The organism is Acinetobacter sp. SH024 (genome assembly GCF_000163635.1).
In the GTDB taxonomy this organism is placed as follows: domain Bacteria; phylum Pseudomonadota; class Gammaproteobacteria; order Pseudomonadales; family Moraxellaceae; genus Acinetobacter; species Acinetobacter pittii.
On the sequence record NZ_GG753603.1, the window covers coordinates 131,224 to 157,258 of the forward strand.

The following is a 26,035-nucleotide window of genomic DNA, read 5'->3' on the forward strand; positions in this document are numbered from 1 at the left end:
CTAAATATAGATGCCTCTTTGTTAGACCATCCTAAAATTGGATTGTTTCAATAATTTATATTTTAAACATAACATGATTTTCAATTTATATATGATGACTTTTTATAAAGAAAATGATGTGAAAAGTTTTGAGGCCTATTCACATCATTTATAAATAAATTAAGTTTTATCGAGTTCGTGGGCAAATTCAGCAATATCTGCCAATGCTTGTTTAGCTTCATCAAACCATGCATTAAACATCTGGAAGTTATGCCACATGCCCGTATAAAGTTTGAATTGAACTTTAACGCCAGCATCTTCAGCTTTTTCTCTAAAACGCTTGGCATCGTCTAATAAGATTTCTTTAGAACCCACTTGAACCAAAGTTGGTGGTAGGCCATGCAAGTCATCGAAGATAGGTGAAACACGTGGGTCATCAGCTGCGATATGATTGCCTATATAGTACTGAGTACCTGTTTGTAGGGCTTCAATAGATAATAAGGCGTCGTGCTTTTTGTTAAACCGAAGAGACTCACTCGTGAGTGTTAAATCCAAAAATGGAGACAACAAGATCAGGCCACTCGGCATGAGTTCAGGTTGTTCTTTCAAACGCAAGCAAAGTGCTAACGCTAAATTTGCCCCGCATGAATCACCCGATAAAATAATATCTTTCGGCTGAATACCTTGTACCACCAAAGACTGATAGATGTCATATAAAGCTTCGGTTGCCTCAGGATAGGGATGTTCAGGTGCAAGTGGATAGTCCACATGAATAATCTGCATTTGAGTACGGGCAGCTAAATCAGTCATAAAAGCATGATGTGTTTTGACACTACCAAGGAAAAAAGCGCCGCCGTGAATGTGAAAAATCAGTTGAGTCGCAGAATCTTGCGGTTTGATTTCTTCACCTTTAATACCTGCTAGTCGAATCGGGCGCACGGATACATTTTTTTGTCGTGGGAAAGCGCGACACATCTGATCTAGCACAGGGCGCAAGGTAGTAGCCGGCAAATTTAGCTGGCTTGGCTTACGAATTGTTGTTTTAAGAAAAGTTTCTGTAAAATAATATTTCCAAACATTTGATATATTCATATAGCATCCATTTTTATGCTAGTTTCTTGTTTTCTTGTAAATTTTATTTTGCAAGATTACAAGGTTACACGAAACAGTCACATTCAAAAATTGCAATATCTTTGCGACTTCTGAATACTGAAAATCTTGAAAGACCCAAGGATATTACAAAAATGAAAAAGATTGCTTTAGCTTTAGGACTCATTGGTATGGCTGCATTTGCCAATGCGGCTGATTCACTCAATGGAACGGTATGGAAAACGATTGATGATCAGACCAACAAGCCAAAAGCCGTAGTGAAATTTACGGAACAGAAGGACGGAACCTTAACTGCAACCATTCAGAACATTTTGACACCGGGTGAAGAAAACGCTTGTACAAAATGTGAAGGTCCGTACAAAAACAAACCGCTTAAAGGTGTCACCATTGTACATAATTTAAAAAATGTAGGTGGTAACAGTTATGAAAACGGTACGATTTTAGACCCAAAATCAGGTAAAACTTACAAACTGAAAGGTGAGTTAACCGATGGCGGCAAAAAGCTTAAATTACGTGGTTATATTGGCGTTTCTGCACTTGGTCGTAACCAAACGTGGATTCGCGCGAACTAAAAGTTTTAATAAAAAAACGAGCCAAATGGCTCGTTTTTTTAGGCTTGAATATTTTGATAGGCGGTTTCATCAAAACCCACAATAAAACCCTGTGAAGTTTTTAAAACAGGTCTTTTAATCAAACTTGGTTGAGCAATGAGTGCTTCAATCAGGTGATCTTCACTGCTTAGAGCACGATTTTGTTCTTCTTCTGAAAGCTTGCGCCAAGTCGTTCCTTTTTTGTTGAGAACGGTATCTTTTCCAATTTCTTTTAACCAGATTTTTAAAGTATCTGCATCAATGCCTTGTTTTTTATAATCATGAAAATCATAGTTAAGCCCTTTAGCCTGTAAGGCATCAAATGCTTTTTTCATTGAGTTACAGTTTTTAATTCCATAAATTTTTAACATTTTATCGGACCATGTCAAAAAGAGAGAGCACACAGCCTAACCCAAAATGCTTTTAAGCACTACTTTATACCGATACTTTTAAAACAAATGAAAATTAATGATTAATCGAAAGAGAAATGTCATGTTATTGTCATAAGACAAGGTAATAATGAGCTTAATAAGAAGAAGTTAAAACTAAAAGAACTTAGCGCAAAATAAGAGACAGAAAAGAGAAAACCCGCATTTAATCATCCTGATCATGCGGGTCTCATTTCAACGTCCAATGTCACATCCTTGCAAATAAACTTATCATAAGTTTATTTTATCTTCCTACGGCGTCCTATCCTTTTGCGTCATCCTGACTGCTTCCCTGTGCCGTGGGGCTATAATGCCGTTAAAGCTGTGTAAGAAAAATACTCAAAAACGACATATGCTGTAAGCGAAAACGACAATGTAAGTGAACGAGTGTTCACTTATTCTTGAATTTTATAGTCGATAATAACAGGTGCATGGTCGCTAAACCATTGATCCTTATAGACCCAGGCATTAATTGTACGTGCTTTCCAGTCTGGCGAGCATGCATGGTAGTCAATACGCCACCCTACATTTTTTGCACGCGCTTGACCGCGATTTGACCACCATGAATAAAGTTCTGCTTCTGTACGAACTACACGGAAAGTATCGACATAGCCCAGTTCATCATAAATATGGTCAAGCCATGCACGTTCATGTGGTAAGCAACCCGATGATTTTTGGTTACCTGACCAGTTTTTGATATCAATACGTTTATGAACAATGTTGTAGTCACCACAAATGATGACTGACTTGTTTTCATCACGCCATTGTTTCAGAATTTTTGCGTATTCACCTAAAAATAAATCTTTACGTGCTTGCGCTTCTTCACCACTTGAGCCCGAAGGTAAGTATAATGATGCAATATGTACCGGATGTGACAAACCTAAATCGAATTCCGCGGAAATAAAGCGGCCTTGACTGTCAGCCAGCTCAAACCCTAAACCATCTTTAACTGAGACGAAGGGTAGGCGGCTATATATCGCAGTCCCCGCGTAACCTGCACGCTCTGCTGGAAAGAGATGGGTATGCCATCCTTCGGGTCTAAATTTTTCAGTCCATTGTTCATGGGTAATGCGGCTTTCCTGCATGCATACGACATCGGCATCTGATTGTTCTAACCATTCAAGTAAGCCTTTCGTTACTGAAGAACGTAAGCCATTTACGTTAATGGAAACGACTCGAAGAATTTTTACATCACTTGGATACTGATCCTTTGGTATCATGCGAAAATTTAACCTCAATTGTGAATTTGGAGCACCTCATGACAACGCCTGTGTCATTTCACCCGCAAGCATTTATCGAACTCGCATTATCACGCGGTGTGCTTAAATTTGGTGAGTTTACTTTAAAATCTGGACGCGTGAGTCCTTATTTTTTTAATGCAGGCCTACTCAACGATGGTGAAGCTTTATCTCTTTTAGCGCAAGGCTATGCTGATAAATTAACACAATGTGAAAATGTTGATGTGATTTTTGGACCAGCTTATAAAGGCATTCCGTTTGTAGCGGCGACTGCTGTTGCTTTGTCGCAAGTCCATAACAAAAGCGTGCCATGGGGCTTTAACCGTAAAGAAGCAAAAGATCATGGTGAAGGCGGTGTTTTAGTTGGTGCAGCGGTTGAAGGCAAAAAGGTCTGGATTATTGATGACGTAATTACCGCAGGTACAGCGATTCGTGAAGTTGTAACGATTTTGAAAAACGCTGGCGCAACTATTGCGGGTGTGTTGGTTGCGCTAGATCGTCAAGAACGCGGTCAAGGTGAGCTTTCTGCAATTCAAGAAGTTCAAAAAGAATTAGAAATTCCTGTGCACGCACTGATTACCATGAAAGATTTAATGGATTATTTAGAGGCGAAAGGCGAAAAAGAAGCGCTAGCAAACATGCAAGCTTATCGTGAAAAATATGGTATCTAAAAAGAAAAAGGCATACTTCTAAAGAGGGTATGCCTTTTTAATATTTTACTTAAAACTGATAATTTAAACGCAATAACACATTACGTGGTGTGCCTGGCATACTGTCTGAACGCCAGTACTCTTTATTGGTTAAATTATTCACTGCAAGCGTAACATTCCACGGATCTGCACTATAGCCAATCGCTGCATCGACACGGTTAAAGCCTTCCATTTTTACTTGATTATTAATATTTGGATAATAAGATCCGACATAGGTCACGCCCACCTCGGTATACCACTGTTCAGTTGGTAAATAACGAACAAATAAATTACCCGTGTTCTTAGATGTATTTGCTAAATAGTTACCTTCTTGTTCAGGCTTTTGTTTGTCTTCTTTTACTTTTGCATCTGTGTAACCATAACCACCACGGACAAAGACATTATCAAGTACACGACCAATAAAACTAAATTCAAGACCACGGGATTGATGCTGACCAGCAGTTGCCCATACATCTGGTTGTTCATTAGGATTTGGTTTATAGCGGATATTATTTTTACGAATATCAAAGACAGAAAATTGAGTATTTAAACGATTATCTAACCATTCACTTTTTACACCCACTTCATATTGCTCGTTATATTGAGGTTCTTTATCCATTTTTGTGACATCGGTGTTTCCAGTAACTTGGTTAACACCCATTTGTCCACCAAACGGTGCAAAGCTTTTAGAGTAAGACGTATAAAAGCTATGTTCAGGAAGCGGTTGCCATACCAAACCAACATTTGGGCTAAAGCTGCTATCTTTTACATTACGGTGTTCTTTTGTCAGCTTGTTGGTGGTTGAAAAGTCAAAGTAATCGTAGCGCACACCCATCATGAGTTTAAGTTGGTCATTTAGACCAATTAAATCTTGAATAAATACGCCGTAAGTTGTGCCTTCATTATAGTTGTGCTGTTTCATCACTAGTGGGCCACTGCCACGACTATACTCTCGTTCCCCTGTGATCGGATTGACGTAGCCGTAAATAGAACCATTTTTAGCTTCATTTGCTAAGCGTGGCTCTCGTTGTTCATAAGTCCAGTCTGTACCCAACATAATTTGGTGTTCAAGTTTGCCTGTTTTGAACTTGCCCTTAATATCAAATGTATTGGTGGTGGTCTTATTGCTGGTTTGTTGCCAGTAGTAAATTTGATTGATATAGCCTTTTTTAGTGGTGCATGCTTTACCTTTTAGGTCATTTCCATCTAACCCACAATAAGTCCCAAAGTAAAAGTGATCAAAGTTTTGTTCTGCTTGTCGGTAACTTGCTGCCCAGTGAAAGTTCCAATCAGGCGCATATTGATAATTCACATCGGTGCGGACTACTTGCAAAATATCATCCACATAATCGCCGTCTTGGGCAAACCCCATTTTAATTGAGGTTCCCGCAGGCAAGTTTTCATATGCTGGACCACGATCAGGCACACGACCTAATTTGTCATAGGTATATTGTGTAGTCCAAGTGAGAGTTCCATCATCATTTTTATAAGTGAAACTTGGTGAAAACATTTCAATTTTATTTTCAATGCCGGAGCGGAAGCTGCCTGACTCACCATATTCTCCAGTCAAACGTATTGCTAAATTGTCATTAATGACTTGGTTAATGTCAGCCGTTGTTCCGTAGTTGTCGTAAGAACCTGCGTATGCACCAACTGAACTTTTAGAGTCAAAATTGGCGAACTTACTCACCATATTCACAACCCCGCCACCAGCACTACGACCATATAAAACAGAAGCGGGACCTTTTAAAATTTCAATACGTTCGATATTTGCTGTACTACGACGTACTTGTCCGCTTTCACGTATGCCATCACGGTAAATATCACCTGTATCAGCACCAAAACCACGAATCGTGATCCCATCACCGCGCATATCGTAACTGGTTGATACGCCAGGGGTGCCTTGCAGCATAACGCTTAAATCATTTGATCCATAAATTTTATATTTCTGAACATCAATCGTATCAACGGTTTGAGGAATATCTTTTTTGTCTAAACCATTACGTGTGACATTGGCTTTATCATAGTCGATATAACTTTTAATTGGGTCGAGCTCACTCATTGCCTCAATTTTTATGGTGGGCATGGTAGCTGCCACTTTTGCGGCTGAATCAGTCGGTTCCTCTGCGTAGGCACCTTGAATATTCAAGATCATTAAACTGAGTAAGCTCAGCGGGAAAAGACGCTTCATTTGGGGAGATGGTATAGAAATTCTTAACATAAAAATAAAATCAATTAACAAAAATAAAAGTATAAATGATAATTATAATCATTTAATTGTTTAGAATAAAAGAACTATTACCTTAAAAAATGACATATTTATTTTTTAATAACTGATTTTTACTAAGTTAATTAGCAAATTAAACGAATTGTATGAGTTGACTCATTAGTTTTTCTTGTTAATTTGGTTTTAAAGGGGACTTTTCGTCGATTAAAAGCACCCTTCTGGAATTACGCGTTATTTTTGAGAACATCTAAAATATCCATTTCTGGATCATAATTTTCATCAATTGTTTTGCAAATTGCTTGTCCCACAATGACATGCGTGCCGTTAAAGGTCATAGTGGGTGCTTCATATAACTCCCAACCATGATTCAGAGCTTTAGTTACTCGCGCACAAAAAGCAGAGTCATCGGGGCCAGTTAAATAGCGATAAAGTTTCATGTTTAGCCTTTAAAAATAATATTTTATGATCATAGTTTAACTGAATTTACCTTAATTCAAGATAAAGAAATAACCGATAAGGTTTTACTGAAATTAAGAAAAACCAGTGAAAAATCTCAGTTATACTCATGCTAATTTAAATTTTAAGAAGAGCTTGAGCATGCGTGTACTTGTCGTCATGGATCCGATTGAAACCGTAAACCTTAAAAAGGATTCAACCATGGCAATGTTGTGGGCGGCGAGCCGTCGTGGACATGAATTAGGTTATGCATTACAACAAGATTTATATATCGATCAAGGCAAAGCTTACGGCCTCATTTCACCGTTAAAGGTGTTCGAAGATTATAACCATTACTATGAGTTAGGCGAAAAGAAAAAGGAATCAATCGCGGCTTACGATGTTGTGCTCATGCGTAAAGATCCGCCATTTGACATGAATTTTGTCTACACGACTTACGTGCTTGAGCAAGCTGAACGCGAAGGCTCCTGGATTATTAACAAGCCTCAATCACTGCGTGATTGTAATGAAAAACTCTTTGCAACGCAGTTTCCAGAACTACAAGTGCCTACACTTGTGACATCTCAACAAAGTTTAATTCGTGAATTTATTAAAGAACATGGCGATGTGATTGTTAAGCCACTTGATGGTATGGGTGGTATGGGAATTTTCCGTTTATATCAAGATGGTGTAAATATTGGTTCTACCCTAGAAATGCTTACAGAGCTAGGTACTCGTCCAATTATGGCTCAGCGTTACATTCCTGAAATTGTAGAAGGGGATAAGCGTATTTTAATGGTAAATGGCGAACCTATTCCTTACTGCCTAGCTCGTATTCCACAAAATGGTGAGGTGCGTGGCAACTTGGCGGCAGGTGGTCTAGGCCAAGCGCGTCCGCTTACTGAAAATGATAAGTTGATCGCAGCTAAAATTGGCCCTTTCTTGCGCGAAAAAGGTTTAGTTTTTGTAGGCTTAGATGTGATTGGTAATTATGTCACTGAAATTAATGTCACTAGTCCAACCTGCATCCGCGAAATTGATGCTCAATTTGGTACATCAATTGCCGATGATCTATTTGATGTATTAGAAGCTGGCCGTACAGCTTAATTATTTATTTCAGGTGATTTTCAGCGGTATTTATTGGAAATCACCTGAAAATATATGAATTAATAAAATAACAATACTAAATACACCACAGCTTTGTAGGCATATTTTCAAAAAAGCACATCTTTCTGTTATAAACGAGTGAAATTAGCTTTTCGTTAATGAAGCTTTAGGATTAAAATAAACGGCTACAAAAATAGATGACAATTTCCATTGTTTTTTGAGTTGAAGAATTAGACCGTGACCGATTCACAGCAAAGCAAACCCAAACATGTCATGATGATGGCTGCCGGTACAGGTGGACATGTTTTTCCAGCCCTCGCCGTAGCCAAACAACTTCAACAACAAGGTTGTCAGGTTTCATGGTTAGCCACGCCAACAGGTATGGAAAATCGGTTATTAAAAGATCAAAATATTCCAATATATCAAATTGATATCCAAGGTGTTCGTGGCAATGGATTAGTCCGTAAAGCTGCTGCACCTTTTAAAATTTTAAAAGCCACTTTTAGTGCAATGCGCTATATGAAACAACTTAAAGTTGATGCGGTTGCAGGCTTTGGTGGTTATGTAGCTGGTCCAGGTGGTTTAGCTGCACGTTTGTTAGGTATTCCTGTTCTCATTCACGAGCAAAATGCAGTTGCTGGTTTTACCAATGCGCAGTTGTCTCGTGTTGCTAAAGTCGTATGTGAAGCATTTCCAAATACCTTTCCTGCTGGTGGAAAAGTTGTAACCACAGGAAACCCTGTGCGTCGTGAAATCACGGATATTTTAAGCCCAAAGTGGCGCTATGATGAGCGTGAACAAGCGGACAAGCCTTTAAATATTTTAATTGTGGGCGGGTCTTTAGGTGCTAAAGCACTCAATGAACGCTTACCTCCAGCATTAAAACAATTACAAGTTCCACTCAATATTTTTCACCAGTGTGGTCAGCAACAAGTTGAGGCAACTCAAGCACTTTATGCAGATGCACCAGCTAATTTAACTGTACACGTTTTGCCGTTTATTGAAGATATGGCAAAAGCTTATAGCGAGGCAGATTTAATTATTTGCCGAGCTGGAGCACTCACGGTAACAGAAGTTGCAACAGCAGGTGTGGCCGCAGTTTTTGTACCACTCCCTATAGCAGTTGATGACCATCAAACTGCAAATGCCAAATTTCTGGCGGATGTCGGTGCTGCGAAAATTTGCCAGCAATCGACCATGACACCAGATGTTTTAAATGAATTGTTCACTTCGCTGATGAACCGCCAATTACTTACTGAAATGGCAGTGAAAGCGCGTCAACATGCCCAACCAAATGCGACTCAGCATGTGGTTGATCTTATCCAAAAAATGTAATCGGATTTACTATGTCTCCATCAACAGCTGCGAACCAAGCAAAAAAACTGATTAAAGTGCCTGAAATGCGCCGTATCAAACACATTCATTTTGTGGGGATCGGTGGCGCTGGGATGTGTGGCATTGCAGAGGTTTTGGGCAACCAAGGCTATAAAATTTCCGGTTCAGACATTAAAGCGTCTAAAACTACAGAACAATTAGAGAAAAATGGCATCAAAGTTTATATTGGCCATCAACCGGAAAATATTAAAAATGCCAATGTGCTTGTAGTTTCTACAGCAATTGATCCGGAAAATCCGGAAATTAAAGCTGCAATTGAACAGCGTATTCCAATTGTACGTCGTGCAGAAATGCTAGGTGAGCTTATGCGTTACCGTCACGGTATTGCTGTGGCTGGTACACATGGTAAAACCACAACTACAAGTCTTTTGACGACAATGTTGGCGGAAGAAAACCTTGATCCAACTTATGTTATTGGCGGCTTACTTAACAGTACAGGTGTAAATGCAGCGTTAGGTGAAAGCCGTTTTATCGTAGCTGAAGCTGATGAATCAGATGCATCTTTCCTTTATTTGCAACCAATGGCAGCGATTGTAACCAATATCGATGCTGACCATATGGATACCTATGAAGGTAGCTTTGATAAATTAAAAGATACGTTTGTACAGTTTCTTCATAACTTACCATTTTATGGCTTGGCTGTCGTTTGTGGTGATGATGCGAACATTCGTGAAATTCTGCCGCGTGTAGGCCGTCCGGTCATTACTTATGGTTTTAATGAAGATAATGACATTCGTGCAGTTGATATTGAACAAGATGGTATGCAATCGCACTTCACTGTGTTGCGTAAAGGTCGTGAACCATTGCGTTTAACAATTAATCAACCAGGCTTACATAATGTTTTAAATGCCTTGGCAGCGATTGGTGTTGCCACAGATGAAGGTGTTTCTGATGATGCAATTAGCCGTGCATTAGAAGGATTTAGTGGTGTAGGTCGCCGCTTCCAAGTGCAAGGTGAATTTGAACTTGCTGATGGCAACGTTAAGTTAGTTGATGACTATGGACACCATCCGAAAGAAGTAGAAGCAACTATTAAAGCTGCACGTCAAAGCCATCCGGACCGTCGTTTAGTTATGTTGTTCCAGCCACATCGTTACTCTCGTACTCGTGATTGTTTTGATGACTTCATTGAAGTGCTCTCTCAAGTCGATCAATTATTATTGTTGGAAGTTTACCCTGCCGGTGAAAAACCTATTGTGGGTGCAGATAGCCGCACTTTAGCGCGTAGTATTCGTTTACGCGGACAAGTAGAACCGATTTTGGTCGATCCGGTTGAAGGTAATTTGCAAAACATCATGCAAAATGTGTTACAACCAAATGACTTGTTATTAACACAAGGTGCGGGTAACGTGGGAGCAATTTCAGTAGAACTTGCACAACACAATTTGTATGTGAAATAAACAAAAAGTATTGAATAATCGGGTTAAGGATTTAAACGTGTCAAATGCTACAAAATTCGGCAAAGTTGCCGTGTTGTTTGGTGGGAAATCGGCTGAGCGTGCTGTGTCTTTGGATAGTGGTCAGGCAGTTTTGGACGCTTTGTTACGTTCAGGTGTTCAGGCTGAAGCATTTGATCCACAAGACCGCAGTGTGACTGAACTTGTAAATTATGATCGTGCATTTATTGTATTGCATGGTCGCGGCGGTGAAGATGGCCAGATTCAAGGTGTGCTTGAATGGTTAAATCTGCCTTATACAGGAACAGGCGTGCAAGGTTCTGCTATTGGCATGGATAAAGTTAAAACCAAGCAAATCTGGCAAGGTAGCGATTTACCTACAGCGCCATATCGTATTATTACTAAAGAAACAGATTTAGATGCGGTGATTGCTGATTTAGGCTTACCTGTCATTATCAAACCTGTACATGAAGGCTCGAGTGTCGGCATGAGTAAGGTTGAGAAAGCAGAAGACTTTGCTGCTGCAATTGAAAAGGCGACTCAGCACGATGCTGTGGTGATGGCAGAAAAATGGATCACTGGTCGTGAATTCACAATTTCATTCCTCAATGGACAGCCTTTGCCGGTTATTCGTTTGCAACCACCAGCAGATGTTGCTTTCTACGACTATGAAGCGAAATATCAACGTAATGATGTAGAGTATGGTATTCCTTGCGGTCTGAGTGAGACTGAAGAGAAAAACCTACAGGCATTGTGTTTACGTGCTTTTCAGGCGGTGGGTGCAGAAGGCTGGGGCCGTATTGATGCGATGCAGGATGAGCAAGGCAATTTCTGGCTTTTAGAAGTAAACACTGTTCCAGGTATGACCAGTCACTCTTTAGTTCCAAAAGCTGCTAAAGCTGTTGGCTATAGCTTTGATGAATTGTGTGTTGCGATTCTTGAGCAAACATTGGAAGGTACGGCTTAAATATGGCACAACTTCCGGCTTCCATGCGCCGTAAACGTGCGGCCATCACCTCTATTCATGATAAACCGCCTACGCGTAAGCAGAAGCTTGCGAATGCTGGTGGATGGGTGCTGTTGGTTATTGCTTTTGTAGTGCTGGCAGTCGGAATTTATGGGCTATATAAAGTTATTACAGATGCAACAGTTGCAAAACTAGAAGTTGTAGGTTCAGCATCTTCTGTTGAAACACAACAAGTGATGCAACATGTTGCTCCAATTATAAAAGCAAATTATTTCACATCTGATTTAGAACAGATTCGTGACAAAACATTAGAAATTTCATGGGTAGACCGAGTTGTCGTATCTCGTGCTTGGCCCAATGGTATTCGTGTTCGTGTCATGCCTCGACATGCTATCGCCCGTTGGGGAACAGGTCGCTTGTTAAGCGATGGAGGCGATGTATTTAGTGAGGCGGAGCCGACGAATCATCCTGAGCTTCCGTTGCTTCATGGGCCGGTAAGTCAGTCAAAAATGATGATGCGACGCTATAATGAAATTAATCAATTATTCCATCCTGTTAATTTACGCTTAAAAGAGTTATATCTGACTGAGCGAATGACTTGGTTTATGCAATTTGATTCTGGTTTACGTATTATTGTTGACCAAGATCAAACAATGAATAAGTTGCAACGTTTAAGTCATCTGGCACAATCTGACTTAAAACCGGTGTGGTCGAAAATCTCAGCCATTGATTTGCGATATCGTAATGGATTATCTATTCAATGGAAGAACGCAACACCACCTAAAATTGTGAATGGTCAGTTTGTTGTAACGAGTGATGACACAAGCATTGCAGGTGGAACAAAAGCAAAGCCATAATACGTGGCTTTAAAATAGGCAATTTGCCTGGTATTAAACAACAAAGAAATGGTATGAGTGATGAGTGAAGCTGTTCCCTCAGTTGTTGCGATTGACATTGGGACGCATAAAGTTTCAGTTTTGATTGGAAAAATTCATGCGCCGGATAACATTCAAGTTATCGGTATGGCAACTGCTCGCAATCGAGGCATGAATAAAGGAAAAATTGTAAGCCTCGATAAAGTCATTGCTGCGATTAAAAATGCTGTTGCTGAAGCGGAAAATATGGCCGAATGTCGCATTCATAGCGCATGGGTATCTATTCCGAGTACCGAGTTGCAAAGTTTTTATGCCTCTGGTCGCACACCAGTATCTAATCCAGCACATGTGATTACAACAAATGAAGTCGTGCGCGCGTTAGAATTGGCAAAAGCAAGTCATGTGACTTCTGATTACTATTTAGCAAGTGCAGTGCCGTTAGGCTTTGAATTAGGTGATTCTGCTGAATGGGTGCAGAATCCAATTAATATGACTGCCCATAGTATGACTGGACATTATCAGTTAATGATGATGCCTATAGCGACTATGCAAAACCTTGATCGTGCCATGAAAGGTGCAAATATCGGGGTTGAAAAAATGGTAGTGTCTTGTCTGGCAACCGCTGAGGCAAGCTTGCTGAAAGATGAAAAAGAGTATGGTGTTTGTCTGGTTGATATTGGCGCAGGCATTACCAATCTTGCTGTTTATCTAGATGGTCGTTTGGCTCTAGCACGTACATTGCAACGCGGTGGTGAACACGTTACACGTGATATTGCTGCTGTATTGCAAACCACGACAGAAGAAGCTGAACGAATTAAAATTTTGCATGGTTGTGTCGATTTAAGCGCTGTTAAGCCAGATCACATGATTCAAGTAGAAGGAATTGATGGCCCTCAAACAATTAGCCGAATTGAGTTGTCAGAAATTATTATTGCCCGTTATGAAGAGATCTTTAGCCAGATTCGCGATGAACTCGAACAAAGCGGTGCAATTCATGGTTTATACCATGGTGTAGTATTGACAGGGGATGCTTGTCAAATAGAAGGTATGGTGAGTTTAGCTCGTCGTATGTTGGGTGTATCTGCACATTTGGGTAATCCGCCGTTACAGGTTTATGCTGATGATCAACATCAAGCAGCCTTACGTCGTTCTATGTATGCAACAGCAGCTGGTTTGCTCATGTTTAGCCAAAGTGAGTTGCAAGATGCTGTTGAAGAGCCTGAAGAGGCAAATGACCGTTCGGTATGGGAACGAATGGTAAATGGCTGGAATGCGTTTAATAGCAAGTTAAAAGCCATTTTTTAGGATGTATGTATTTATTGGTAGAATTGTTAGGAAGTTGTAAGAGAAAACCGCTGTACTTGACAAGGTTGGTATTGCACAGCATTCTTAAAATTAGTTATTTTTGAAAATCAAGGCAGTATACGGGCTGAAGTGACTGCCATAATGTATTAGGAACCCTAAAGGTCATGGCCTCATTTGAATTTATAGAAGATGAACTAAACGATGGCAACGGTCAAGCCCGTTTCACTGTATTTGGTGTAGGTGGTGGTGGCGGTAATGCCGTTCAACATATGGTGCAGTCTGATATTCAAGGTGTTAAATTCGTTTGTGCCAATACAGACAAACAAGCACTGGACTGTATGAATGCACCTTTCAAAATTCAGTTAGGCGAGCAAAGTACACGTGGTCTAGGTGCTGGTGCTAACCCTGAAGTAGGGCAAGTTGCAGCAGAAGAAAGCCGTGAAATCATCCGTCACCACCTTGAAGGTACGGATATGGTTTTCGTTACCGCTGGTATGGGTGGTGGTACGGGTACTGGTGCAGCGCCTGTTGTGGCTGAAGTTGCCAAAGAAATGGGCATTTTGACTGTTGGTGTAGTTACAACACCATTTAACTTTGAAGGCCGCCGTCGTTTAAAGTCTGCTGAACGTGGTATTGAAGCACTTGAAGCACATGTCGACTCATTGATTATTATCCCTAACCAACGCTTATTGAGCGTATATGGCGATATTTCAATGAAAGATGCTTATAAAAAAGCTGATGATGTATTGTTAAATGCCGTACGTAGTATCTTTGACTTAGTTGTTAACCGTGGTCACATTAACCTTGACTTCGCCGATTTGAAAACTGCAATGAGTACTCGCGGTTACGCAATGATGGGTGCTGGTTTAGGTCGTGGTGAAGATCGTGCGCGTCAAGCTGCTGAACAAGCGATCCGTAGTCCATTACTTGATAACGTAAATATTATTAATGCCAAGGGCGTGTTAATTAATATTACGGGTGGTGATGATATTACGCTACGTGAGACTGAAATCATTACTGACGTTGTGAACCAGATTGTTGACCTTGATGAAGGCGAAATCTTCTACGGTACAGTATTTGATCCAGATGCACGTGATGAATTACGCGTAACAGTGATTGCAACTGGTTTAACTCGTAATGCAGCAGATGCTGAACCAAGAAAACGTAATACGGTAAGCCATGCATCGTCTCAATCAGTTCAATCTGTTGATGAAGATGACGTTCCTGCAATTAATAAGCGTCAAAACGCCGATAATGAAGTCAGTAGCACAGCAAGTTCTACTCCGCGTTCTTCTCCAATGAGTATTCAAGATTACTTGAAAAATCAGCAACGTAAGTAAATTATCATTAGATTTAATGAAGGGCGGTGTTTAAACACTGCCTTTTTTTATTTTTGATCAATGACTAAATATGCTAACGTATAGCGGTTTTAAAAAAGAAGTTACAAAGCATGGTGAAACAGCGTACTCTCAATCGTGTGGTAAAAGCGAGTGGAATAGGTCTTCATAGCGGTCAAAAAGTGATGATCAATTTCATTCCACATACCGTGGATGGAGGTATTGTATTTCGCCGTATCGATTTGGATCCGCCAGTCGATATCCCTGCTAATGCATTGCTCATCCAAGAAGCTTTTATGTGCTCCAACTTGGTAACCGGGGATATAAAAGTAGGCACAATTGAGCATGTAATGAGTGCGATTGCAGGTTTAGGAATTGATAACCTGATTGTTGAGGTATCTGCTTCTGAAGTTCCAATTATGGATGGTAGTGCTGGTCCATTTATTTACCTTTTAATGCAAGGTGGATTACGAGAACTGGATGCACCGAAAAAATTCATAAGAATATTAAAACCAGTTGAAGCACTTATCGATGATAAGAAAGCAATTTTTAGCCCTCACAATGGTTTTCAATTAAATTTCACGATTGATTTTGACCACCCGGCATTTGCTAAAGAATATCAATCTGCCACGATCGACTTTTCGACCGAAACTTTTGTTTATGAAGTCAGTGAGGCACGTACTTTTGGTTTCATGAAAGATCTGGATTACCTGAAGGCAAATAATTTAGCACTAGGCGCAAGTTTAGATAATGCAATTGGTGTAGATGATACAGGGGTCGTCAACGAAGAAGGTTTACGTTTCGCTGATGAATTTGTTAGACATAAGATTTTAGATGCAGTTGGTGATTTGTATTTGCTTGGTCATCAAATTATTGCCAAGTTTGATGGCTATAAATCAGGACATGCTTTAAATAATCAGTTGTTACGCAATGTTCAAAGTGATCCGAGTAATTATGAAATTGTAACATTTGATGACGAGAGTCAATGTCCAATTCCATATGTGAGCGTGATATAAGTCATTGTCTTTACTTGGCTATGTTATAATGTAACATTAAAAAGTGTGATTATAATCACATAATAATAATGATTCTAATTAAGAAATAGAAAGCTCGTCATTTTTTATTGCTTGCCAAACGTAGTAAAGCTTGGCTAAGCTTAGGGTCGCTCACGAAGTCGGCTGCACTACGTAACATTTCTTGTGTTTCCGGGGGAATGGGTTTAGATGGCTCAGATGAGGGTGCATTTGGAATATTTTTATTTCTCAATCGGACCTGAATTCGTTGTAAGTCTTTTAACCCTTCAAGCTGAGATAATTTAGATACATATTGGTTCTGTAAATAACTGAGTTGACTAATCATCGCTTGATTTTCACCAGTAATGATTAAAGAGCCATTTTGATAACACACGACCTGCCATTGTTCCGGTTGGGGCAATAAGGGTTGGATAATTTTCGTAAGTCTTTGCCATTGCGCGACTTGCGTTGTTAGAAACGTAAGGTTTCCTGTTTTTATGTGTTTTCCGGTTTGTTGAAAAACGTTATCGGGTTTAGACATGGTCATTCTCGGATGAATTCTTGTCTTAATCTTAAGCGTTCATTTCAATCGATATCAAGGAAGAGATCATAAGGAACTTGAGTAAGAACAGTTTCAAGAGGTTTTTATGCACACGCGTCGTATTTTATTAGCGTTTTCACTTGCCGCTTCGGCAGCATCAGTTGCTTTTGCAGATTATCAAACAATTAACCAATCTACTGACTCAGATCGATTGGAACAGCTATCAAAAACATTATCTCAAGGTTCATATACTCATCCCGATGATTTAGATCTTCCGGCGAGTGCGAAAGTTTCAGTGACCTTACGCCAAAAAACAGTTGAACTCAACAATGAGTCGCTCGCAAAGAAGTACGGTAACACAACCGCAAAAAATTCTTTTAATGCCTCTTCTTCAAATTCTTACTCTTGGTTAGTTTCTCACCCTCTTCCTGATACTGTACGAGTTTCTTCAAACTTTGGTGGCCGTACTATGGGTGGTCGTGCAGAACATCATGGCGGATTAGATATGGCTGCTCCGAGTGGCACGCCAATCTATGCTACAGGCCCAGGTATTGTAACTAAATCTGGCTGGGGCACTGGCTATGGTCAATATGTTGAAATTAACCACGGCAATGGTTATTTAACGCGTTATGCTCATGCTTCACGTCTAATGGTGCGTGTAGGCGACCAAGTATCTGCCGGTGAACATATTGCTAATGTAGGGTGTACAGGTCGCTGTACTGGTCCACATTTGCACTATGAAGTAGTAAAAGATGGTCAACGTAAGAACCCAACTACTTACTTAGCGATGCTTCCATAAAAGCATAGTTAAAAAGGTAAGGTTATTAAATTTATGAATCTAAAACTAAGCTAAACCTTTTTTAACGCAAAGATTGTATAAAAAAACGCCATTATTGGCGTTTTTTTGTTATTTTGTTTACTGCTCGGTCAATGACTATTCATTCAGAAAATAATAGGGCCCCCTCACATTCACCCGAGGCAATAACTTGAAAGGGGTAAAACGTGGTAAAAATACAAAGTAGATTAGAGAACAAGGAACAGGTGAATTATGGCGTTTTACGGTGACTCCGACGCACAAGAAACCCAAGAATGGCAAGATGCATTCGATTCAGTTTTACAACATATGGGAACTGAGCGAGCGGCATTCTTGTTGGAAAAACTTTACCAACAAGCAATTGCTAAGCATGTTCCAATTCAACGTCTCAATACACCTTACTTAAATACAATTTCTGTTGAAGAACAACCTGCAATGCCAGGCGACCAAGATATGGAACGCCGTATTCGTGCATTGATTCGTTGGAATGCCTTAGCAATGGTACTTCGCGCGAACAAAACAGGTGATGATTTAGGTGGACACTTGGCGAGTTTCGCATCAAGTGCAACATTATATGACGTAGGTTTTAACCATTTCTTCCGCGCAAACAGCAATAGTTTTGGCGGAGATATGATTTATTACCAAGGGCACTGTGCTCCTGGTATTTATGCACGTTCATTCCTTGAAGGACGTTTAACTGAAGAACAGTTAAGTAATTTCCGCCGTGAAGTTGGCGGTAACGGTTTACCAAGCTATCCACATCCATATTTAATGCCTGACTATTGGCAATTCCCAACCGTATCAATGGGTCTTGGTCCAATCATGTCGATTTATCAAGCACATATTCAAAAATATTTGATGAACCGTGGCTTGATCAAAGAAGAAGATCGTAAAGTTTGGGCTTATCTTGGCGATGGTGAGATGGATGAGCCAGAAAGTACTGGTGCTATTTCACTTGCTGGCCGTGAAAAGCTTGATAACCTTATCTGGGTTGTTAACTGTAACTTACAGCGTCTAGATGGTCCTGTACGTGGTAACGGTAAAATCATTCAAGAACTAGAATCTTTATTCCGTGGTGCGGGCTGGCGTGTAATTAAAGTGGTATGGGGCCGTCATTGGGACCCACTTCTTGCAAAAGACACCTCAGGCGCTTTGAAAGCGGTAATGGAAGAGACAGTTGATGGTGAATACCAACGCTATCAAGTGAAAGGTGGTGCATACACGCGTGAGAAGTTCTTTGGCAAGTACCCAGAAGCTGCGGAACTTGTAAAAGATTTAAGCGATGAAGACATCGATAATCTCAACCGTGGTGGTCATGACCCTTACAAAGTGTTTGCTGCATATGCAGAAGCAATGAAAGCTAAAGGTCAACCAACAGTTATTCTTGCGAAAACTGTTAAAGGTTACGGTTTGTCTGAAGAAATTGAAGCGGTGAACAAAACTCACCAAATCAAAAAAATGCAGATCGACTCTTTGAAATATGTACGTGACCGTTTCAACCTTCCATTTACAGACGATAAGTTAGAAGAGCTTCCATTCTACCGCCCAAGTGAAAACTCTCCAGAAATGAAGTATATGAAGGCGCGTCGTGAAGCGTTAGGTGGTTACCTACCTGCACGTCGTAAAGAGAGTGAAATTTTAGCGATTCCTGAATTATCTGTATTTGATGCTGTATTAAATGGTTCAGGTGGTAAAGAACAATCTACCACGATGGTGATGGTTCGTTTAATTGCTGCTTTACTTAAAGAAAAAGCAATTAAAGACCGCGTAGTACCAATCGTTCCAGATGAAGCGCGTACTTTCGGTTTAGAAGGTATGTTCCGTCAGCTCGGTATCTATGCCGCTCACGGTCAAAAATATACCCCAGAAGACCAAGAACAGTTAATGCATTACCGTGAAGCAAGTGACGGTCACATGCTTCAAGAAGGGATTAACGAAGCTGGTGCAATGAGTGCATGGGCTGCGTTGGCAACAAGTTATTCAACGAATAACTTGCCAATGATTCCAATGTATATGTACTACTCAATGTTCGGTTTCCAACGTATTGGTGACATTGCGTGGGCAGCGGGCGATGCACAAGCTCAAGGCTTCTTGTTAGGTGCAACGGCTGGTCGTACAACATTGAACGGTGAAGGTCTACAGCACCAAGATGGTCATTCACATATCTTGGCGAACACGATTCCAAACTGTGTATCTTATGATCCATGTTTTGGTTATGAATTAGCTGTAATCGTACACGACGGTTTACAACGTATGTATGTGAACCAAGAGCGTGTGTTCTACTACTTAACTGTAATGAACGAAAACTACGAGCATCCTGCAATGCCTGAAGGCGCTGAGGAAGGCATTAAACGTGGTATGTACTTGTTCGAAAAAGATGAAAAAGCAACTGTCCAATTACTTGGTTCAGGTGTAATTCTTCGTGAAGTAATCAAAGCTGCGAAAATCTTACGTGATGAATATCAAATCCACTCAAACGTTTGGAGTGTAACAAGCTTCAATGAGTTGTCACGTGATGGTATGGCATGTGAAGAATATAACCGTTTACACCCACTTTCTGAAGAAGTGAAAGAATCTTGGGTATCTAAACAGTTACGTGGTACAGAAGGTATCGTTGTTTCAGCAACAGACCATATGCGTGCTTACAGCGAACAAATCCGTGCTTATCTTCCAGATGGTCGCCCATTTGTTGCATTAGGTACAGATGGATACGGTCGTTCAGATACACGTGCTAACTTACGTAGTTTCTTTGGTGTTGATGCTGCACATATCGTTGTTGCTACTTTGAAAAAATTAGCTGACGAAGGTGAAGTGGATGCACGTTTAGTTAAAGATGCAATTTCTAACTTTGAGTTAGATACTGACCGTCCAGTGGCATGGGCTCCTCAAGCGCATCCAGAAGTTCAGGCAGTTGCTGAATATAATGAAACGCAAACAGGTGAGGGGAACTAAGCATGCAAATTAAGACCCCTGATATTGGTGTAGATAAAGCAGTTGTTGCTGAAATTTTAGTAAAAGTTGGCGACAGCATTGCAGAAAATGACAGCCTTGTTTTGCTTGAGTCAGATAAAGCCTCTGTTGAAGTGCCTAGCACTTCAGCAGGTGTGGTAAAAAGCATCTTAATCAAAGAAGGTGATAGCGTAACTGAAGGTACGGTATTGCTTGAACTTGAAGCTGAGGGTGCTGCACCAGTAGCTCAAGCAGAAGAAGCTCCAAAAGCTGCACCAGCAGCTGAACAAACAGCAGCACCGGCAGCGGCTCAACAGCCTTCAACTGCTGCTCAACCAGCAACGGCAACCACTAGCCAAGTGGTTGAAGTTCAAGTTCCCGATATTGGTGTTGAAAAAGCACTAGTTGGTGAAATTTTAGTAAAAGTTGGCGAACAGATTGATGTTGAACAAAGCATCGTTGTGGTTGAGTCTGACAAAGCAACTGTAGAAGTACCAAGCAGTGTTGCAGGTACTGTAGAAAGCATTCAAGTTAAAGAAGGCGATACAGTTAAAGAAGGTGTTGTGCTCATTAAAGTGAAAACAACGTCTGCATCAAGTGCGCAAGCAGAAGCTCCTGCTTCTACAACAGAAGCTCCAGCGGCAGCACCTGCACCAGCTCAGCAAGAAACTGTAGCATCGTCTGCTGCTCAATCTGGACCGGTTGATATTAACGTTCCTGATTTGGGTGTAGATAAAGCAGTTGTTGCTGAAATCTTGGTTCAGGTTGGTGATAAAGTTGATGTAGACCAAAGCCTTGTTGTTGTTGAGTCAGATAAAGCAACTGTGGAAGTTCCAAGTACTGTTGCTGGTGTTGTGAAAGCAATTCACTTGCAAGCAGGCCAACAAGTTTCACAAGGTGTATTGCTGGCAACAATTGAAGCTGAAGGCCAAGCACCTGCTGCTGCACCAGCGGCGAAAGCAGAATCAGCTCCAGCTCCGCAGGCAGCAGCGCCTAAAGCAGCAGCTCCTGCTGCGACTCAGTCTGCGCCTGTAGCGTCAACATCTGGTGCTGATAAGTTAACGAAAGAGCAAGAAGCTGAAAATGCTAAAGTATATGCAGGCCCTGCTGTTCGTAAGCTTGCTCGTGAACTTGGTGTAGTTTTATCTCAAGTTAAAACTTCTGGTGAGCATGGCCGTGTTGTTAAAGAAGATATCTTTGCTTATGTGAAGACTCGTTTAACTGCACCGCAAGCGGCACCAGTTGCTTCGGCTGCACCAGCGGTTTCGGGTTTGCCAAAGCTTCCTGACTTCACTGCGTTTGGTGGCGTAGAAGAAAAAGTATTGACACGTTTGCAGCAAGTTTCAATTCCGCAATTGTCGTTGAACAACTTTATTCCGCAAGTCACTCAATTTGATTTGGCTGACATTACTGAGTTGGAAGATTGGCGTAATGAGTTAAAAGGCAACTTCAAAAAAGAAGGTATCAGCCTGACGATTATGGCATTCATTATCAAAGCGGTTGCATATTTGTTGAAAGAAGAGCGTGAATTCGCAGGTCATCTATCTGATGACGGTAAATCAGTGCTCTTGCGCAATGAAATTCATATGGGTATTGCGGTAGCAACACCTGATGGTTTGACAGTACCAGTACTACGTAATCCTGACCAAAAATCAATTAAGCAAATTGCAGTTGAATTGGGTATGTTAGGTCAAAAAGCACGTGATAAGAAATTAACACCAAAAGACTTGCAAGGTGCGAATTTCACCATTTCAAGTTTGGGCGCAATAGGTGGTACAGCATTTACACCACTTGTGAACTGGCCGCAAGTTGCGATTTTGGGTATTTCACCTGCAACGATGCAACCGGTTTGGAATGGTAAAGACTTTGATCCACGCTTAATGTTGCCGTTGTCGTTGTCTTATGACCACCGTGTAATTAATGGTGCAGATGCTGCTCGCTTTACTAATAAGCTTACGAAACTTCTTAAAGATATTCGTACTTTATTAATCTAATATTTTTAAATGAATCATTAAAACCTCGCTTCGGCGGGGTTTTATTTTGATATTTAATTTAATTGGTTTTAAGTTAATCTAAGGACGAAAAATGAAGTGTCGAGAGAGGAGAAATTTCTCGTTAGTCGGTAAAGGAGAAAGAATGAATGGTAGGATTTTTAAAAATCATGGTGCCGATTCTATTAATTGTATTTTTATTAATGGGGGTATGGGTGAGTGTTTTACACTTTCCTTGGGAATGGATGACTTACGTTGCAATGGGCTTGGAAGTATTTCTAGCAATGCTTATTTTGCCATTTGAATTTCAATCTCAGCACGTAACTGGCATTAATCATTTTGGATTTATTAACTTAAGTATTGGTTTAGCTTTATTATTGGGTCTAGGGCGATTGTTAGTTTGGGCGTGGATAAAATTTTTTGCCTGAATGTTTGAAAAATAGAACTACTCGAATATAATAAACGCATACTTCATTGGGGAGTAGCCGCTATTCATTTCTAAATGAATAGGTGATGATCAACATAATTGTTCAACAGAACATGGTCATCATAGCTTAAACGTCTCATCGTTTCTGAGTTGGCAAGACCTTTGATTTACCACTCTGCAGATATTTGGCTAGCAGGAGGGGTAGGTCATGGGCATTTATGCTAGCCAGAGAAACGACATGCAAGAATTTCTGATTTCTACTTCGATTGTTGCCCTTGCTGAAATGGGCGATAAAACCCAATTATTGGCCCTTTTACTGTCTGCACGTTTCCGTAAGCCAATCCCTATTCTTATTGCGATTCTTTTAGCTACTCTAATTAATCATGGTATTTCTGCTGTACTTGGACAGTGGATTACGACCGTGTTGAGCCCCGAAATTTTAGTCTGGGTTCTTGCAGCTGGCTTCATTGGTATGGCGTTCTGGATGCTTATTCCAGATAAGCTCGATGATGAAACGGATAGTATTAACAGATGGCAAAAATTTGGTGTTTTTGGTGCTACCTTCATCTTATTTTTCTTAGCTGAAATTGGTGACAAAACCCAAATTGCAACAGTCGCTTTAGCTGCACGTTATGACAGCATTTTTTGGGTGATGTTAGGTACAACCTTAGGGATGATGATTGCCAATGCGCCAGCTGTATTTATTGGTAATAAATTGGCTGAACGTTTATCTATCTCGCTCATTCATAAAATTGGTGCTGCTATTTTCTTAATTGTAGGTATCTCTACTTTAGTACAGCATTATTTTTTCTAACGCATTTTAAGCTGCGAAAAAAACGCACTCGAATCGAGTGCGTTTTTTTATAGGTAATTTTAATAGTTAAATTTCACAGTAAAGTTAATTTGACGTGGATTACCTAAAGTCACCAAATTTTCATTTAAGGCACCTGCATAGTAATCTTTATCGAATAGATTACGGATTGCTAGTTGAGCACCCCAATATCCTGCATCATAGCCAGCTTCTGTATCAAATACGGTATAGCCTGGAATATGGACATCTAGCTTATCCATAGTTTTATAAGTTTCACCACGGAATCCACCGCCGATATACCAACCAAGTTTTGAGGCAGGGTCAAATTTATAACGAGCCGACAGACTGTAAGCATGTTCAGGAATATTATCGAGTGCTTTTCCTACATTGCTCACATTTGCATCTTTACTAATTTCAGCATCAATTGTGTAGGTATAGGCAGCCGTTAATTTTAAACCTTCTAAAATTTCTGCGCTTAGCTCAGTCTCGATACCACGAGTTAATTGTTCGCCACGCTGAACTTTCTCACTCGTATTAATTGGATCATTAACTACAACATTCTGACGTTTTAGGTCATACCAAGCGATAGCACCTTGAACTCGTTGATCTGGGCTTTGTAATTTCATTCCGACTTCAACCTGTTTCCCTTCTTCAGGTTTGAACGGATTGTTATTTACATCAGTACCGCTATTTGGGGTAAACGAGGTGGCATAGCTCACATAAGGAGCCACAATGTCATTAAGGGTATACATGACAGAGGCGCTGCCCGTAAATGCTTCATCAGACTGTTTACTCGTGTTGCTGTTAACCAGACTTGTAGTTTGAGTTTGCGCCCAGTCTTGACGACCAGATAAGCTTAAAAGTAATTGGTCATTAAGCTGAATACGGTCACGAATATATAATCCTGTGTATTTTAAGCGGTTAATATCGTGGTTGCTGATAGGATTGGAACAGGTAACAGTTTGCCCATATACAGGAGCATATATGTTTAAATCCCCGACATTACAACGGTTGTTGGTGTAATCACTTTTTTCCTGAAAAGCATCTACCCCAATATTAAGGTCGTGCTGCATGCCATATAAATCAAACTGTTTATTGAAACGGTTATCGATGGCAAAGCTTAAATTATCAATAATTTGGTGGCGGCTATTATTTTTACGGCTAATGGTTGTGTAGTCGATTTCACCTTGTTTGTTTTTTGCCCAAAAGTTGTTGCCCGTGCGAGCAAAGACAGCAGTACCATCCATTTCAGTTTTTTGTACGGCAAAGTTCTGATTAAAGTTCCAACCATTATCAAAAGCGTGTTTAAAGGTATAACCTGTGCGGTAAACATCTGCTTCATATTTACCAAAGTTAGGATCGCCAATATATAAACTTCGGTCTATAGCCCCGTTGGGATTGTCTTTTAATGTACCAATGACAGGTAAACCTTGTTGACGGATGTATTCGCGATGCTGATAGCTTGCGATGACAGAGAGATCAGTGTTATCCCCTAAGTCAAAGTTATAAGAGGGAGAGATGTAGTAATTTTTAAAATATACATAATCTGTTGGGTCATCTTGGTCTGAGATACGACCATTTAAACGGAAAGCACCTTTTTCACTATTATTAGGACTATAGTTTAGATCGAACGTACCTTCTTTAAGGCTGTAGCTGCCATAAGTCATAGTGGCCCGAGCAAAGCTTTCAGCTTGAGGGCGTTTAGTCACTAAGTTGACCATACCTCCTGGAGCAACCAAACCAAAATTAATAGATGCAGGCCCTTTTAAAACTTGTACCTGATCCATGCCTGATATTTCAGCTGCTACAGATGGAGTTGGAGAGCTTTGACCAATTCTTAAACCATCTACATAAACTGAATCAGAAGAAGTTTGTCCTCGAATAATGAAATCATCCCAACCACGACGACCAAGTTTCCCAGCTCCAACACCTGCAACGCCTTCAAGTGCATCTGTAAGTGTCTTTGCTTGTTTTTGGTCAAGTTGCTCACGGGTCACCACTGAAACCGACTGAGCAGTTTTAAATAAAGGTGCGTCTGATTTTAAGGCAGAGTTTGCTTTCGTTGCGACGTAAGGTGAAGAGCTTTCTTTTTGCGCTTGAACAGAAATAGTGGGGAGAACACTGGTCGAATTTTGTTGTTCTGTTATTTCTTCAGCGTGACTTGCTGTCATCGAAGTAAAAATAGCAACTGCTAACAATGTTTTTGATGTTGAAAAACGGAAGGGTTGATTCATGGGAGGCCTAAGCAGCACAAAAAGTAAATTTGATAATGAGAATTATTTTAATTTATTGTGGGTTAATTTTAAATAACATTATGATTCATTTATAAAATAAGAAAAGCAAAATCAATTTTAAAATATTATTAGAAAAATAAAGTAGTTTATTGCAAGAGTTACTGAATCCCTTTATT

The 26,035-nt window shown here is 40.3% G+C and carries 22 protein-coding genes and 1 riboswitch; of the genes, 15 read left to right on the plus strand and 7 right to left on the minus strand.

Annotated elements, in window-relative coordinates; translation table 11 throughout:
- Positions 1–159: 159 nt before the first annotated feature.
- A complete protein-coding gene (locus HMPREF0013_RS19415) occupies positions 160–1,071 on the minus strand; it encodes an alpha/beta hydrolase (protein ID WP_005804413.1) in 912 nt (303 codons plus the stop codon).
- Positions 1,072–1,223: 152 nt separating this feature from the next.
- Between HMPREF0013_RS19415 and HMPREF0013_RS19420 the strand changes: the two genes are divergently transcribed.
- Positions 1,224–1,661 (plus strand): DUF2147 domain-containing protein, encoded by a 438-nt coding sequence (locus HMPREF0013_RS19420; RefSeq protein WP_002121971.1) that lies wholly within the window; start codon positions 1,224–1,226, stop codon positions 1,659–1,661.
- Positions 1,662–1,699: 38 nt separating this feature from the next.
- Here the strand turns inward: HMPREF0013_RS19420 and HMPREF0013_RS19425 are convergent, their stop codons facing one another.
- Positions 1,700–2,050 (minus strand): arsenate reductase, encoded by a 351-nt coding sequence (locus HMPREF0013_RS19425; protein ID WP_002121996.1) that lies wholly within the window; start codon positions 2,048–2,050, stop codon positions 1,700–1,702.
- A gap of 452 nt (positions 2,051–2,502) precedes the next feature.
- Positions 2,503–3,327, minus strand: a complete 825-nt coding sequence (locus HMPREF0013_RS19430; protein ID WP_002122009.1) for an exodeoxyribonuclease III — start codon at positions 3,325–3,327, stop codon at positions 2,503–2,505.
- Positions 3,328–3,365: 38 nt separating this feature from the next.
- Between HMPREF0013_RS19430 and pyrE the strand changes: the two genes are divergently transcribed.
- Complete coding sequence (pyrE, locus tag HMPREF0013_RS19435) at positions 3,366–4,016, plus strand: orotate phosphoribosyltransferase (RefSeq protein WP_000211305.1); 651 nt, start codon at positions 3,366–3,368, stop codon at positions 4,014–4,016.
- 49 nt (positions 4,017–4,065) lie between these two features.
- Here the strand turns inward: pyrE and HMPREF0013_RS19440 are convergent, their stop codons facing one another.
- Positions 4,066–6,255 carry a TonB-dependent receptor gene (locus HMPREF0013_RS19440; RefSeq protein WP_005804416.1) on the minus strand — a complete coding sequence of 730 codons (2,190 nt, stop codon included), beginning with the start codon at positions 6,253–6,255 and terminating at the stop codon, positions 4,066–4,068.
- A 230-nt stretch (positions 6,256–6,485) separates the two neighbouring features.
- On the minus strand, positions 6,486–6,698 hold the full coding sequence (locus HMPREF0013_RS19445) for a DUF1737 domain-containing protein (protein WP_002122004.1): 213 nt from the start codon (positions 6,696–6,698) through the stop codon (positions 6,486–6,488).
- 160 nt (positions 6,699–6,858) lie between these two features.
- Between HMPREF0013_RS19445 and gshB the strand changes: the two genes are divergently transcribed.
- From gshB to lpxC, 8 genes are all read left to right on the plus strand, one after another.
- Positions 6,859–7,803: a glutathione synthase gene (gene gshB / locus HMPREF0013_RS19450; protein ID WP_019767377.1), complete on the plus strand. Its 945-nt coding sequence runs from the start codon at positions 6,859–6,861 to the stop codon at positions 7,801–7,803.
- A gap of 237 nt (positions 7,804–8,040) precedes the next feature.
- Complete coding sequence (murG, locus tag HMPREF0013_RS19455; protein ID WP_005804420.1) at positions 8,041–9,138, plus strand: undecaprenyldiphospho-muramoylpentapeptide beta-N-acetylglucosaminyltransferase; 1,098 nt, start codon at positions 8,041–8,043, stop codon at positions 9,136–9,138.
- 11 nt (positions 9,139–9,149) lie between these two features.
- Complete coding sequence (gene murC / locus HMPREF0013_RS19460) at positions 9,150–10,598, plus strand: UDP-N-acetylmuramate--L-alanine ligase (protein WP_005804422.1); 1,449 nt, start codon at positions 9,150–9,152, stop codon at positions 10,596–10,598.
- 37 nt (positions 10,599–10,635) lie between these two features.
- Positions 10,636–11,562, plus strand: a complete 927-nt coding sequence (locus HMPREF0013_RS19465) for a D-alanine--D-alanine ligase (protein ID WP_005804424.1) — start codon at positions 10,636–10,638, stop codon at positions 11,560–11,562.
- 2 nt (positions 11,563–11,564) lie between these two features.
- On the plus strand, positions 11,565–12,419 hold the full coding sequence (locus HMPREF0013_RS19470; protein WP_002122049.1) for a cell division protein FtsQ/DivIB: 855 nt from the start codon (positions 11,565–11,567) through the stop codon (positions 12,417–12,419).
- A gap of 60 nt (positions 12,420–12,479) precedes the next feature.
- Positions 12,480–13,742, plus strand: a complete 1,263-nt coding sequence (gene ftsA / locus HMPREF0013_RS19475; protein ID WP_002122057.1) for a cell division protein FtsA — start codon at positions 12,480–12,482, stop codon at positions 13,740–13,742.
- Positions 13,743–13,906: 164 nt separating this feature from the next.
- Complete coding sequence (ftsZ, locus tag HMPREF0013_RS19480) at positions 13,907–15,082, plus strand: cell division protein FtsZ (RefSeq protein WP_005804428.1); 1,176 nt, start codon at positions 13,907–13,909, stop codon at positions 15,080–15,082.
- Positions 15,083–15,192: 110 nt separating this feature from the next.
- Entirely contained in the window at positions 15,193–16,095 is a 903-nt protein-coding gene (gene lpxC, locus HMPREF0013_RS19485; protein ID WP_005804430.1) for a UDP-3-O-acyl-N-acetylglucosamine deacetylase, read from the plus strand.
- A gap of 97 nt (positions 16,096–16,192) precedes the next feature.
- Here lpxC and HMPREF0013_RS19490 read toward each other — a convergent pair whose 3' ends face one another.
- Positions 16,193–16,639, minus strand: a complete 447-nt coding sequence (locus tag HMPREF0013_RS19490; protein ID WP_005804431.1) for a DciA family protein — start codon at positions 16,637–16,639, stop codon at positions 16,193–16,195.
- A 100-nt stretch (positions 16,640–16,739) separates the two neighbouring features.
- Here HMPREF0013_RS19490 and HMPREF0013_RS19495 point away from each other — a divergent pair, with 100 nt between their 5' ends.
- The 5 genes from HMPREF0013_RS19495 to HMPREF0013_RS19515 all read left to right on the plus strand — a co-directional run bounded on the left by HMPREF0013_RS19495 (position 16,740) and on the right by HMPREF0013_RS19515 (position 23,628).
- Complete coding sequence (locus HMPREF0013_RS19495; RefSeq protein ID WP_002121983.1) at positions 16,740–17,432, plus strand: M23 family metallopeptidase; 693 nt, start codon at positions 16,740–16,742, stop codon at positions 17,430–17,432.
- Positions 17,433–17,681: 249 nt separating this feature from the next.
- Complete coding sequence (gene aceE / locus HMPREF0013_RS19500; protein ID WP_005804432.1) at positions 17,682–20,399, plus strand: pyruvate dehydrogenase (acetyl-transferring), homodimeric type; 2,718 nt, start codon at positions 17,682–17,684, stop codon at positions 20,397–20,399.
- 2 nt (positions 20,400–20,401) lie between these two features.
- Positions 20,402–22,390, plus strand: coding sequence for a 2-oxo acid dehydrogenase subunit E2 (locus HMPREF0013_RS19505; RefSeq protein WP_005804433.1), 1,989 nt, complete (start codon positions 20,402–20,404; stop codon positions 22,388–22,390).
- Between the two features lie 146 nt (positions 22,391–22,536).
- The gene (locus HMPREF0013_RS19510) at positions 22,537–22,815 is read left to right on the plus strand and encodes a hypothetical protein (RefSeq protein WP_005078662.1); all 279 of its coding nucleotides are present in this window, start codon (positions 22,537–22,539) and stop codon (positions 22,813–22,815) included.
- Between the two features lie 36 nt (positions 22,816–22,851).
- Positions 22,852–23,037, plus strand: a riboswitch (yybP-ykoY riboswitch).
- Between the two features lie 15 nt (positions 23,038–23,052).
- Entirely contained in the window at positions 23,053–23,628 is a 576-nt protein-coding gene (locus HMPREF0013_RS19515; protein ID WP_005804434.1) for a TMEM165/GDT1 family protein, read from the plus strand.
- Positions 23,629–23,687: 59 nt separating this feature from the next.
- On the opposite strand, the gene HMPREF0013_RS19520 is transcribed toward HMPREF0013_RS19515, so the two are convergent.
- The gene (locus HMPREF0013_RS19520) at positions 23,688–25,859 is read right to left on the minus strand and encodes a TonB-dependent siderophore receptor (protein WP_005804435.1); all 2,172 of its coding nucleotides are present in this window, start codon (positions 25,857–25,859) and stop codon (positions 23,688–23,690) included.
- Positions 25,860–26,035: the final 176 nt, after the last annotated feature.

Bases quoted from the DNA above. Each gene is read 5' to 3' on its own strand.
- HMPREF0013_RS19510 (WP_005078662.1), top strand. From the start codon at position 22,537: ATGGTAGGATTTTTAAAAATCATGGTGCCGATTCTATTAATTGTATTT.
- HMPREF0013_RS19425 (WP_002121996.1), bottom strand. From the start codon at position 2,050: ATGTTAAAAATTTATGGAATTAAAAACTGTAACTCAATGAAAAAAGCA.
- HMPREF0013_RS19495 (WP_002121983.1), top strand. From the start codon at position 16,740: ATGCACACGCGTCGTATTTTATTAGCGTTTTCACTTGCCGCTTCGGCA.
- HMPREF0013_RS19420 (WP_002121971.1), top strand. From the start codon at position 1,224: ATGAAAAAGATTGCTTTAGCTTTAGGACTCATTGGTATGGCTGCATTT.
- HMPREF0013_RS19505 (WP_005804433.1), top strand. From the start codon at position 20,402: ATGCAAATTAAGACCCCTGATATTGGTGTAGATAAAGCAGTTGTTGCT.
- gshB (WP_019767377.1), top strand. From the start codon at position 6,859: ATGCGTGTACTTGTCGTCATGGATCCGATTGAAACCGTAAACCTTAAA.
- HMPREF0013_RS19445 (WP_002122004.1), bottom strand. From the start codon at position 6,698: ATGAAACTTTATCGCTATTTAACTGGCCCCGATGACTCTGCTTTTTGT.
- ftsZ (WP_005804428.1), top strand. From the start codon at position 13,907: ATGGCCTCATTTGAATTTATAGAAGATGAACTAAACGATGGCAACGGT.
- pyrE (WP_000211305.1), top strand. From the start codon at position 3,366: ATGACAACGCCTGTGTCATTTCACCCGCAAGCATTTATCGAACTCGCA.
- HMPREF0013_RS19515 (WP_005804434.1), top strand. From the start codon at position 23,053: ATGCAAGAATTTCTGATTTCTACTTCGATTGTTGCCCTTGCTGAAATG.
- HMPREF0013_RS19415 (WP_005804413.1), bottom strand. From the start codon at position 1,071: ATGAATATATCAAATGTTTGGAAATATTATTTTACAGAAACTTTTCTT.
- murC (WP_005804422.1), top strand. From the start codon at position 9,150: ATGTCTCCATCAACAGCTGCGAACCAAGCAAAAAAACTGATTAAAGTG.
- HMPREF0013_RS19470 (WP_002122049.1), top strand. From the start codon at position 11,565: ATGGCACAACTTCCGGCTTCCATGCGCCGTAAACGTGCGGCCATCACC.
- HMPREF0013_RS19490 (WP_005804431.1), bottom strand. From the start codon at position 16,639: ATGACCATGTCTAAACCCGATAACGTTTTTCAACAAACCGGAAAACAC.
- aceE (WP_005804432.1), top strand. From the start codon at position 17,682: ATGGCGTTTTACGGTGACTCCGACGCACAAGAAACCCAAGAATGGCAA.
- lpxC (WP_005804430.1), top strand. From the start codon at position 15,193: ATGGTGAAACAGCGTACTCTCAATCGTGTGGTAAAAGCGAGTGGAATA.
- ftsA (WP_002122057.1), top strand. From the start codon at position 12,480: ATGAGTGAAGCTGTTCCCTCAGTTGTTGCGATTGACATTGGGACGCAT.
- HMPREF0013_RS19440 (WP_005804416.1), bottom strand. From the start codon at position 6,255: ATGTTAAGAATTTCTATACCATCTCCCCAAATGAAGCGTCTTTTCCCG.
- HMPREF0013_RS19520 (WP_005804435.1), bottom strand. From the start codon at position 25,859: ATGAATCAACCCTTCCGTTTTTCAACATCAAAAACATTGTTAGCAGTT.
- HMPREF0013_RS19430 (WP_002122009.1), bottom strand. From the start codon at position 3,327: ATGATACCAAAGGATCAGTATCCAAGTGATGTAAAAATTCTTCGAGTC.